10 protein-coding genes are annotated in these 11,259 nt (G+C 73.7%); 5 read left to right on the top strand and 5 right to left on the bottom strand.

Annotation, left to right across the window (positions count from 1 at the left end):
- Position 1 precedes the first annotated feature (1 nt).
- Together VFW71_03460 and VFW71_03455 are read right to left on the bottom strand one after the other, a co-directional pair.
- Positions 2-673, bottom strand: a complete 672-nt coding sequence (locus VFW71_03460) for a transaldolase family protein (protein HEU5001822.1) — start codon at positions 671-673, stop codon at positions 2-4.
- Between the two features lie 49 nt (positions 674-722).
- Positions 723-1,277: an HAD-IIIA family hydrolase gene (locus tag VFW71_03455; GenBank protein ID HEU5001821.1), complete on the bottom strand. Its 555-nt coding sequence runs from the start codon at positions 1,275-1,277 to the stop codon at positions 723-725.
- An 85-nt stretch (positions 1,278-1,362) separates the two neighbouring features.
- Here VFW71_03455 and VFW71_03450 point away from each other — a divergent pair, with 85 nt between their 5' ends.
- From VFW71_03450 to VFW71_03435, 4 genes are all read left to right on the top strand, one after another.
- On the top strand, positions 1,363-2,895 hold the full coding sequence (locus VFW71_03450; GenBank protein ID HEU5001820.1) for a hypothetical protein: 1,533 nt from the start codon (positions 1,363-1,365) through the stop codon (positions 2,893-2,895).
- Positions 2,892-4,790, top strand: a complete 1,899-nt coding sequence (locus VFW71_03445; protein HEU5001819.1) for a glycosyltransferase family 2 protein — start codon at positions 2,892-2,894, stop codon at positions 4,788-4,790. The genes VFW71_03450 and VFW71_03445 overlap by 4 nt, the downstream gene beginning before the upstream one ends.
- 159 nt (positions 4,791-4,949) lie before the next feature.
- Complete coding sequence (locus VFW71_03440) at positions 4,950-5,678, top strand: hypothetical protein (protein HEU5001818.1); 729 nt, start codon at positions 4,950-4,952, stop codon at positions 5,676-5,678.
- Positions 5,675-7,432, top strand: coding sequence for a glycosyltransferase (locus VFW71_03435; protein ID HEU5001817.1), 1,758 nt, complete (start codon positions 5,675-5,677; stop codon positions 7,430-7,432). The genes VFW71_03440 and VFW71_03435 overlap by 4 nt, the downstream gene beginning before the upstream one ends.
- Here the strand turns inward: VFW71_03435 and VFW71_03430 are convergent.
- The 3 genes from VFW71_03430 to VFW71_03420 form a co-directional block, all read right to left on the bottom strand.
- On the bottom strand, positions 7,427-8,599 hold the full coding sequence (locus tag VFW71_03430; protein HEU5001816.1) for a glycosyltransferase family 4 protein: 1,173 nt from the start codon (positions 8,597-8,599) through the stop codon (positions 7,427-7,429). The genes VFW71_03435 and VFW71_03430 overlap by 6 nt on opposite strands.
- The gene (locus VFW71_03425) at positions 8,596-9,543 is read right to left on the bottom strand and encodes a glycosyltransferase family 4 protein (GenBank protein ID HEU5001815.1); all 948 of its coding nucleotides are present in this window, start codon (positions 9,541-9,543) and stop codon (positions 8,596-8,598) included. The genes VFW71_03430 and VFW71_03425 overlap by 4 nt, the downstream gene beginning before the upstream one ends.
- Positions 9,544-9,659: 116 nt before the next feature.
- Positions 9,660-10,073, bottom strand: a complete 414-nt coding sequence (locus VFW71_03420) for a hypothetical protein (protein ID HEU5001814.1) — start codon at positions 10,071-10,073, stop codon at positions 9,660-9,662.
- 75 nt (positions 10,074-10,148) lie between these two features.
- Here VFW71_03420 and VFW71_03415 point away from each other — a divergent pair, with 75 nt between their 5' ends.
- Positions 10,149-11,231: a glycosyltransferase gene (locus VFW71_03415; GenBank protein HEU5001813.1), complete on the top strand. Its 1,083-nt coding sequence runs from the start codon at positions 10,149-10,151 to the stop codon at positions 11,229-11,231.
- Positions 11,232-11,259 lie beyond the last annotated feature (28 nt).

Below are 11,259 nucleotides of genomic sequence, written 5' to 3'. Positions count from 1 at the left end.
CTTAGGTCATCCAGCGGGCGAAGTCGGTGCAGAACTGCGCCACCACCTCGTCGGTCTTGGGGTGCTGACACATCTTGACGAGAAAGGCGCTGGGCACGGTCACGATGTGGGCACCCGCCTGCATGGCCTCGTTGACATCCATGATGTGGCGGATAGAACCCACGATGATCTCTGCCGACGTGCCGATGCGGTCCATACCGGCGCGCACGTCGGCGACGATCCGGCCGGCGTCGTAGCCCGTGTCCCGGATCCGGCCCCAGAACAAGCTCACATACCGCGCCCCGGCGTTCAATGCCATCACTGCTTGATTGAAAGACATGCACGCAGTGGCGTTGACTGCGATGTTCTCGTCGGTAAGGCGGGCAATGAGCCGCAGCTCGTCCCACCCCACAGGCACCTTAATGGTAAGACCGGGATAGTCGCCGAACTGGGACACCAGCTCCTCGGCCTGCCGGATCATCTCGTCCGGATCAGTGGTGAACACCTCCACCGACAGGGGCAGCGGGGGACCCCATTTGCGGATCAGGTCGATGATGTCGCGGATGTGCTCACGGTAATCCCGCTTCTCTTCCTTGGCGAGGATGGACGGGTTCGTGGTCACGCCCGAGGCGAACCCGCGGGCGAGTGCGGCCTCGATGTCGGCAAGATTGGCCGAATCCACGAAAATCTTCAATAGTCCACCCCGGGTGTGTGCGAGAACCCCGAGACCTTACAGCAAGACTTCAAGACGAGTCCAGGATCTGGGTGATGCAGCCAGCGAGCCTGACATCGCTGAAGACGGGGGCAAGCCCCCTCGGCGGTGCGCCTTCGCTGGTGGGTGCCCAGCTCCAGGCGCACTCCAGCAGGACGCCGGCCACCCCGGCGGCTTCCGCCGCGGCCAGATCCACCCAGCGGTCCCCGATCAGCCAGCTCCGCGACAGGTCGATCCCCCACTCCGCCGCTGCCTGATGGATAAGACCAGGCTTCGGCTTCCGGCACCCGCAACCGTCGGACCGGTCGTGAGGACAGACGTAGATGGCGTCGACGGGCAAGGCCTCGCGCAGAGCCTCGTTGATGGCAGCAAGATCCTGGGGGAGCAACCCGCCGCGGGCGACGTCCGGTTGGTTGCTTACAACGATCAGGGCAAACCCCGACTCCCTGAGCCGGCCCAGTTGGTACGCCGTCGACTGGTCGATGACGAGGTCTTCCGCTGACCGGGGGGTGCTCGCCACGCCGCCATGGAAGCAGACCTCATTGAGGACCCCATCGCGGTCGAGAAAAACGGCTGGGCGTGCCACGGGGTCCACAGGATACGGATTATGCTGGCACTCCACGTTTCTGGCGTAGCTGCACCAACTGGCTGGGTCGGGAGTAGGGCAAGTCTTGAGTGAGATCCGTTCCATCCAGAGCCGGCGCCTGGTACCGTCGGGCGAGGTCCCGTGCCGTGTCGGCGTCTGGGGCAGTTTCGGCTCGGGCCAGTTCGGCGACGCCCTGATCCCCCAGATCCTGCGACGGGAGTTGCGCGCCCGCCTCCCTGCAGTTGACATCCGGGTGGCGGCGCCCTCGGCAGAACCCCTGTCCGGCCGGGACCACGGCGACACCGTCACCGCACTCGGCCCGTGGAGCGAGCAGCGCTCCCGGGAGCTGGCCGCCGAATTCGACTGCGTGATCGTCGCCGGGGCCGACCTGTTCGCCGACCCCGACGCCGGGCGCTTCTTTGTCGAGGGGCCGGTTCCCGGGCCGGGCGGGGCACCGTGCCCGGTGGTGTGGCTCGCCGTCGGCCTCCCCGCTGTCCTCACAGCCGAGCAGCGCGCCCGCCTGGCTGCGGTGGCCGGGTCCCGCCACCGGGCGACCGCCACCGACCCGGCCGCATCCCTGCACCTGCTCGAGGCCGGGGTCACCGAGGTGGGCGTGGTGGCCGACTGCTGCCTGCTGGCATCCCGCCTCTGGGTGCCCGAGACCCTGGCGAAGCGCCTGGACTACCTGCGGCTCATGGGCTGGTACCCCCGCGACGGGGCCCCCCTGGTCGTCGAGTGCGGCGTGGTGCCCGCGGGCGGATTGCCGGCACTCGCCGCCGGGATCGCCGCCTTCCTGGGCGACCACCCGGGCATGGGTGCGGTCCTGGCGGAGACCGGCCTGCCGGGGGGCGACGCCGCCTTCGTGCGCTCGCTGGCCGCGGCGCTGATCGAGGCCGGGGTGCCCGAGGGCGGTTGGCACCACCTGCCGGCGTGCGCCAGCCTTGAAGACCTGGGTGCCGCCCTGGCGGCGTGTGGCGCCTTCGCCGGCGGCGCGTTGCGCAGCGCGGTGGTGGCCCGCTCGTTCGGTCGCCCCGCGGTGCTGATCAACGACGGGGACGGCAGCGAGTCGGACCGCCCGCCCGGCGACGGCGGCCCGGGCCTGGCCCTCGGCCTGGCCTTGCGCCGGGCTGTTGCCGGCCCGGTGTGGGCCGGGCACCTGGCCACCGAGCTGGACCGGCTCGATGAGGCCCTGGATGGAGCGGCCTTCATCGCCGTGTCGGCGGCCCGGCACCGCCAGGCCCCCGCGATCTCGGACGAGGACCGCCTCCAGGCCCTGGAGGAGCAGCTCGCCACGCTGGAGGTGGCGCACGATGCCCGCAGCCGGCGCCTGGCCACCGAGCGCATGGTGTTCGCCAACCAGCTCCACAAGGCCGAGCAGGAGATCGCCGCCCTGAAGGCCGAGGCCGCCCGCCTGCGGGAGGAGGTCTCCTCGGCCCTGGCCAAGCTGGCGCAGGCCGAGCGCTCCCTGCACGCCGAAGCCGGCGGCCGGGCCGCCACCGAGGCGGAGCTGCTCGCCCTGCGGGCCACCCGGACCTTCCGCTACACCGCCGAGCTGCGGTCGGTCTACGGGCGCCTGCGCCGCATCGCGGAGTCGCCGGAGCACCCGATCACCCGATGAGCTCCCCACTGGTCTCCGTCGTCATGGTCACCTACGGCGGCAAGCAGTGGATCCGGCCCGCCATCGAGGCCCTGGCGGCGAACACCGAGGCGCCCTACGAGCTCATCATCGTGGACAACGCCTCGGACGACGAGACCGTGTCCCTGCTGCGGGAGGTCTCCCAGGAGTCGCCTGCGGTGACGGTGCTGTTCAACCAGGCCAACGTCGGCTTCGGGCCGGGCGCCAACCAGGGGGTCCTGCACGCCCGAGCCCCCTACGTCTGCATCCTGAACAGCGACGCATTCGTGGGACCGGGCTGGCTCCCGCCGCTCATCGAGGCGCTGGAGCTGGACCCCTCCGCCGGCGCCGCGGTCCCCCGGTTGCTCCATCTGGACGGGCACCTGCAGGAAGCGGGCGGCGTGGTGGGCCGGGACGGGTCCACCCGGGCGGTGGGTGACGGCGACGACCCCGAAGCACTGCCCTACCGGTTCCGGCGCTACGTGGACTACGGCTCGGCGGCGTGCCTGGTGATGCGCCGGTCGGTCTTCAACGAGGTGGGCGGCTTCGATCCCGCCTACCCCATGGGGTACTGCGAGGACGTCGACCTGTGCTTCGCGCTCCACGAGCGGGGCCTGCGCACCGTCTACGAACCCCGCTCGAGCGTCCGCCACGTGCGGTGGGGGTCCAGCAGCCGCATCGAGGCAGAGCGCCGGGTCTTCGCCAACCAGCCCATCCTCCTGGCCCGGTGGCAGGAACGCCTCGCCGGCCGGCCCTCCTTCGCCGAACCCCCCTTCGAGCCCTACGACGTCCTGCAGGCACGCGACGCCGAGGCGACCGACCGCATCGTCGTGGTCTCCGACTCCGCCTGGGGCTGGCCGTCCCCGCCCTCAGGCCGTACGCGGGAGCTGGCTCGGGCCATCGTCCAGGCTTGGCCGGGCTGCCGGGTCACCTTCCTGGTCGGGTCCGGCCACGCCGGCTCAGCCCAGGTCGGGGCGCTGCTGCGCGCCGGGGTCGAGGTCGCCGCCGAAACCGATTGGGACACCTGGTTCGAAGGGCGCCGCTACCACTACTCGATGGCCCTGGTCTCCGGCCCGGCCGCCTTCGAGCGCTTCGACCCGCTGATCGCCGCCAGCCAGCCCCAGGCCACCCGGGTGTACGACACCACCGGCGTCTCCCCGACGTGGGCGGCAGCGCTCACCAGCTGGTGGCCCTCCCTGGCGAGCGGGCCCACCGCCCGTCTGGCCGAACGCCTCGCATCCCTGGAGCGGTGGGCGATGTCCACCGCCGACATCGTGCTGTGCGCCACCGAGGCAGGCTTGGCTGATGCCGCCCGGGCCACCGCCGCGCCGGCCTTCCTCGTCCCCGATCCGGCGCCCCGGGTGACCGCCGGAACCGGCGTGCTCGTCGCCGGGGCGCTCCCCCCGGGCCCCCGCTTCGGCGGGCTCGACCCCGGCGCCCGGGCGCTGTCCGGTCCGGTCCGGACCATCCTCGACGCACTGCCGGGCCCCCTGCGGGCAACCGCGCGGACGCCGCCCGGGGGCGACGCCGCCCGGCTGGCCCCCTGGCTCCCGCCGGGAGAGCAGGGGCGGGTCTGGCTGCTCCCTCCACCCCTCACCGGGGGCGGCGCGGCGGCCGCCCTGGCGAGCGGCATCCCGGTGGTGACGTGGGCGGGTGGGGCTGCCGGTCTCGACCTTGGGGGGCTGGAGTCCCGGCTGGTCGCCACTGATGCCCCCGGCGCCGCCCGGCTCCTCGAAGACCTGCTGGAGGACCCGGGCCTCTGGGACGAGACCCACCGCCAGCTCCTCGCCCGGGCCCACCCGCTCGACCGGGGTGGGGAGCGCATGGCGCTGTGGGCCGCCCTCGCCCCCGGCGGCTTCGGGCGGCCAGAAGCGGTGCTGCCCGGCCCTCCCCGGTAGCCGGGGGCCGGCCCGGTGTCCCGGTAGAATCGCCCGGTCGCCGGCAGCCAGGAGGCGCAAGCGGTGAGGACCCCCAGTGACTGACCCGCGTGACCGAACTTCGTGACTGAGCCCGAGCCGGCATCGGCCCGCGTGCCTGCCCGCCTACCGGGCGGGACCATGACCTCCCTGCTGTCGCAGCGGGTGCGCGACGCCCTCCTCCCCGCTCGCCGCCTCCTGTCCCGGGCGGTGCTGGTCTACGAGGAACGGCATTTCCGGGAGCTGGCCGTCGGCGCCCTCTACGGTGCTCTCGCCGCCGAGGCCGGTCGCCTGCGGGACGAGGTCCGGGCGTTGGAGGAGCGGGTCATCATGCGGGTCGACATCGTCCTGGAAGAGCTCTGGCGGCGCACCGAGGGCGTCGGCGCCCGCCAGGCCACGGAGCTGCAGCGGCTCGCCGCCCGGGTGGCGGAACTGGAGGCGCAGGGCAGCGCCCAAGCCCCCGAGCTGGAGCGCCTGGCCCGGCAGATGGCCGAGGTCCACCGCCTGGCGGGCGAGGTGGGTGCACTCCGGGCGGGCGGGCAGATGGTCGTCTCGCTCAACGGCCAGGGCGACCTGGAGCCGCTGCTCGCCGGGGTGGCCTCCCAGTTGGCGCCGGGCGCGACCGCGGTGATCCACTACGCCGGCGCTGCCTCCCGGGAGTCACTGGCATCCGGCATCTCCGGTGCGGGTCTGGAGATCGTCGAATGGCTTACGCCGAGCCCCGAACAGCCCCCCCTGGCCGGCGTGACGACCGAGCTGAGCGACCCCGCGATCCTCCGGATCGCCACCGCCATCAACGGCCTCGTGGCCCAGCTCAACGACACCCTGCACGCGCCCCGGGAACCCGGCGTGGTGGTGCGGCTCGCGTGACCGCCGGCTTCCACGTCGGCCTGGCGACCACCCTGCCCCCGGCGCCCACCGGCCCCGCCGAGTTCGTCGCCGGGGCACTGCCCGCCCTCGCCGCGGCGGCGCGCATCACCTGCTTCGTCAGCGACCCGGAGGCGGTGGAACCGGCCCTGGCCGAGCGTTTCGCCATGCGTCCGCTGTCCGAGCGGGGCGACCCGTCGGTGGACCTGCTCGTCTACCACATCGCCAACAACCTCCATCAAGTGGCGATCTACGACGCCGCGATGGAAGGGCCGCCGGGACTCCTCGAGATCCATGACGGGTCGCTGCATCACATGCTGGCCACCCGGTTGCTGGCCTCGGACGACGTGGACACGTACCGCCACCTTCTCGCCCGCACCCACGGCCCGGCGGGCGACCGGCTGGCCCGGCTGCGGCTGGGCGGCCAGCCGCCGGGGGTGGAGCTGTTCCTTCTCGACGCCCTCGGTGACCTCCTGGATCGCCACCTGGGCGTCGTGGTCCACAACCGGTACGCCGCCGACCTGATCGCCCTGCGGGCGCCGGCGATGCCCACCTGGGTGGTGCCCCTCTCCGCCCCGGCGCCCGTCCCCGCCGCCCCCCGGGCGGCCCTCGGGCTGCCGGCCGGCACCCTGCTGGTGGCCCACTTCGGCTTCGTCACCCGCCCGAAGCGGCCCTTCCTGCTCCTGGATGCCTTCGCCGATCTGCAGGCGCGGGTGGGGGGCTGCCACCTGCTGTTCGCCGGCGAGGATGACACCGAGGGCGAGCTGCTCCAGGCCATCGCCGCCCGGGGCCTGGAGGACGCGGTCACCGTCACCGGCTACCTGGCCCGGGAGGAGATGGACGCCCTGATCAGCACGGTGGACATCGTGGTCAGCCTGCGGTTCCCCCACGTCGGCGAGACCTCGGCCACCCTGGGCGCCGCCCTGGCCGCCGGCCGCCCCGTGGTGGTACAGGAGACCGGGAGCTGGGCGGAGCTGCCGGAGAGCGCCGTGCTGCGGGTCCCGGCCACCGGCAACGAGGCGGGGGCACTGGCGGACGCCCTGGAGGGCCTCGCCCGCGACCCGGGCGCCCGGGCCCGGCTGGGCGAGTCCGCCCGCAGCTATGCCGCCGAGGCGCTGGGGAGCGGCCGCTACGCCGGCGGGATCGTGGCCGCCGCCCAGGCGCTCGCCCTCGGCCCCCGGGTGCCGCCCGCCCGCATGCTGGCCGAGCGGCGGGCCGCGGTGGCCGACTTCCTGGCCGCCAGCCAGTCCCGGTTGACCACGGGGTCCCTCCTGGCCAACGCCTGGTCCGAGGCGACGCTCCCCGGCCCCCGGCGCACCGACGTCGAGGCCCTGGAGGCCCACCTCCCGGCACTGGCCCGGCTCCCGGCGGGTGGCCCGCGGGCCCGGTTGCTCAGCCTCGGGGCGGCGCCGTCGCTGCTCGGGGTCCTGGAGTGCGTGTGGGGCTACAACGTGGCCGGCCAGTGGGCACCGCCCGGCAACGGCGGCCCGCTCCCCTACGCGTGCGCGGCGTTCGACGTGGTGGCCTGCTGGGACCGCCTGCCCCCCGAGGGAGCGGCCGCCGGCCGCATGCTGGGCGAGATCAACCGCGTCCTGGAGCCCGGGGGCCTGCTGATGCTGACCACCGCCGACTTCACCGAGTCCGAGCTGGCGGAACTGCTGGAAGGCGCCGGCATGGCGCCCATCCCCCACGCCGAGGACGCCGCCCGGCCGACCCGGGCGGTGGTGGCGGCCCGGAAGACCGGCCTGCCCTCATGAACCGCTCGCCCGGACCCGTTCGAGGAACGCCGTGTAGCGGTCCATCACCGCGTCCCAGGCAAAGGAGGCGGCGTAGGCCTTCCCGTTGGCCCCCAGACCCCGGGCGACGCCGGGATCGCCCAGGAGCAACTCCAGGGCCGCGCTGAACTCGGCGAAGTCCCGGTAGGCGAGGCCCCCCCGGGCCCGGGCGGCGTGCCCGGCGGTCACGGGGCAGGCGCCGTTCACCAGCACCGGGAGGGCCTTGGTCCAGGCCTCGAAGAGCACGATGGCGAAGCTCTCCAGCGGCGAAGGGTGGACGAATGCGCGGGCCCCTTCCATGGCCCCCCAGCGCTCGTTGTCGGTGAGCGTGCCGGTGACCACGATGGCCTCGTCGGGCGGCGGGGCCTGCACCACCGGCCCGGCCACGACGAGCTTGAGCGGGCCGGGATGCGACCGGGCGTAGGCGGAGAACATCCGGCCGAGATCGCCCGTTCCCTTGCCGTCCTCCACCCGGCCGAGGTAGAGCAGGTAGGGGGCATCGCCGATGCCCGCCCGGGCCCGGAAGGCGGCGACATCCCCGGAGCCCTCTTCGACCCCCAGCCCCACCAGGCCGAGCTGGGCCGGGGGCCACCCCGCCCGGGCCACCACCAGCTCCCACTCCTCGGGCGAGTGCAGGTAGATCCCTGCGGCGCACCGCAGGACCTCCCGCACCCGGGCGAGCCGGGCGGGGGGCTCGTCGTGCAGGGCGGGATGCAGGACGGCCCGGCGGGCGACCTTCGGCAGCCCCACCAGGGTCGGGTAGTACAGGTAGGTGTAGAAGACCCACAGGTCGGGGTCCATCCTGGCCATGGCCGCGATGAGGTCGGGCACCAGCGGCCCCTGGGCCTCGATCCAGCGGTCCTCGAGGTCGGGGTCGGGCTGGGCCTGGGAGAACAGCCGGTGGGACAGGCGCTCGAAGCCCGGATCCCGGGGCCGGGTGGTCGCGTAGCGTACGACGCGTACCCCTTCGTCCATCGACTCCCCAGGGGGCAGGGCATTGGCCCACGTGACGGCATCGGTCGCACACGACGTGAGCACGGTGACCTCATGGCCGCGGGCGGCGAGCCGTGTGGCGAACTGGCGGCAGGCGGCCTCCGCTCCGCCCACGATCTGCGGGCCGTAGCGTTGCACCACATAGGTCACCTTCACCCGAGGCCCCCCAGGAGCTCGACCCAGGCCCTGCCCACGATGTCCGGGGCGAACACGGCGAGCCGGCCCCGGCCGGCAGCCGCCAGCCGGGCGCGCAGGTCGGGGTCGCCCAGAACCTCGCCCACCACCGCGGCCACCTGCTCGGGGGCCTTGTCGGCGATCACGACCGCCCCGTCGCCCACCGTTTCCGGGAGCCCGCCGGCGGCGAACGCCACGACCGGCACGCCGCACGACATCGCCTCCAGGCATGGCACGCCGAAGCCCTCGTGCTCGCTCAGGCAGACGAACACGTCGGCGGTGGCGTAGTACGCCGCCAGGTCGTCGACGGGCACCGACCCCATCAGGTGTACCTCCTCGATCCCGAGCCGCTCGACGAACAGCTCGAGCGCCCGGGCGTAGCGCGGGATGTCCGGACGCCCGACCACGAACAGGCGGGCAGCCGGGCACCAGGCCCGGCGGTAGACACAGAACGCCTTGATGAGGTCCTCCACCCGCTTGTTGGGCGCCAGGCGGGAGACGAAGAGCCAGTCGTGGCCCCGGTTCCCGGCGGCCAGGGTGTCGAGCAGGACCGGGTCCGGGGCAGCGGCGAGCCGGTGGGCATCCATGAGGATCGGCAGGGCGGCGGTGTCCCGGAACCCCATCGCCACCAGCTCCCGCCGGGTGAACTCGGAGTGGGCGACCCCCAGGGCGGTACCGGGCCCGAGTGCCGCCAGCTCGGCCCGCCCCCGCGCCAGCGCCACCGCCAGGCCCGGCTGCCAGGCCCGCAGGAACTCGGGCGGCGTGATGCCGTGGTAGTCGATGACCTTGACCGCCTCCACCCCGGCCAGCCACTCCCCCAGCGCCGAGGCGTGGGCGGCGTGATAGACGAGGACGTCGTCCGGACGCACGGCAGCCTCGGTGTAGTGCCGGGCCTCGCCGGCGAAAACCGGGGCCGCCCGCTCCACGAGGTACCCGGCGTGGCCATCGCCGAGTGCCCGCGCCAGCTGGCGGGCGTGCTCGCCGATGGCGTCGTCGGCCTCCAGGAAGGCGACGAGCTGGAAGACCCGCCGCGGCGAGGTGCTCAGGACTCCGGCGAGGCCGGCCCTGCGCCCTCCCGCTCGTCGACCAGGCGCCGGAGCAGCTCGATCTCGGCCAGGTGGTAGGCGTTGAGCTGGTCGGTGAGGTGGCGGAGCTGCCAGGCGGTGATGGGCTGCAGGGCCTGCTTCACCAGCCCGGTCAGCCGGCCCCGCCAGCCGGGCGGGGACTGCACCGGGATGGCCGGGTCGAAGTGGTACCGGCCGAGCATCTCGACCACCGCCTCCAGCCCGTCGCCCGACATCCGGGCGCCGCCGGGAGCCACCTCGCCGAAGAGGCGGTCCAGGGCCGCCCCGGTGCCGTCGGGCACCTCCCCGCTCGCCCGTTTGGCCGCCGCCGCCCGCCGGGCGCGCTCCACCACCGCCTCATAATCAATTGCACCGCCCTCGGGGCTCGCCATCTCTCGCTGCCCTCCTCGGGGGAAAGTCTATGCGTGCCCGCCCGGGTTGCGATTTGCCGTCTAGGCTTCGCCGTCATGCGCATCGACCAGGTCATCGTGGCCGCCGCTCCGGGCGACGCCATTACCACGCAGGCTCTGGAGATCGCCCGCCTGGTGCGGGCCCGGGGCCAGCCGTCGTGGATCTTCGCCCGCTACATCGACCCCCAGCTCGCCGGCGACGTCCTCCCCCTGGACCGCTACCCGCCGCCTGCCGGGCCGGCCGACGCCCTGCTCTACCACGCCTCGATCGGGGAGCCGGTGGTCACCGCATTCCTGCACGAGCGCCCAGAGCCCCTGGCGATCGTGTACCACAACATGTCGCCCGCGGAACCCTTCGCCCCCTACGACCCGGGCTTCGCCGACCGGTTGGTGGACGGCAGGCGGGAACTCGCCGCCCTCCGTCCCCGGGTACGCCTCGCCCTGGCCGTCTCGGCGTTCAACGCCGCCGACCTCGCCGGCCTGGGCTACACCGGGATCGGGGTCGCCCCCCTGATCGTCGACCCCGATCGGCTCCTGGCAGTGGCGCCGCACGAGGAAACCGTGCGCTGGCAGGCCGAGGTCCCGGGATCGACGCTCCTGTTCGTGGGGCAACTGCTGCCCCACAAGCAGGCCCATGTCCTGCTGCAGGCCTACCACATCCTCGTCACCTACCTGCTGCCGGAATCGAACCTGTTCCTGGTGGGAGCCGCCCGCCTGCCCCGTTACAAGGAGTGCCTGCAGTGCTTCATCGAGGAGATGAACCTCACCCGCTGCGGCATCATCCGGAGCCCGGTGAGCGACGCCGAGCTGGCCGCCTACTACCGGCGGGCCGATGCCGTGGTGACCCTGAGCGGGCATGAGGGCTTCTGCGTGCCCCTGCTGGAGGCGATGTCGTTCGGCAAGCCCGTCCTGGCCCGGGCGGCGGGGGCGATCCCCGAGACGCTCGCCGGCGCCGGCCTGCTCATCGGCCCCGACGACGGGGCGGGCGTGGCCGCCGAGGCGATGCTGGAGGTCCTCACGAACCGGGCGCTGCGGGCGTCGCTGGTGGCCCGGGGCCGGGATCGGCTGGCGGCGTTCCGGCCTGAGGCCGCCCGGGCGACCCTCGTGCAGCACCTCGCCCGGCTGGAGGCCGGGCCCTAGGCGAGGGGATCTACGACGGATGGTGACC

This window comes from Actinomycetota bacterium (assembly GCA_035765775.1).
In the GTDB taxonomy this organism is placed as follows: domain Bacteria; phylum Actinomycetota; class CADDZG01; order JAHWKV01; family JAOPZY01; genus DASTWV01.
The sequence above is the reverse complement of the archived record's forward strand: the minus strand, read 5'-3'. Positions and strand labels throughout refer to the sequence as shown.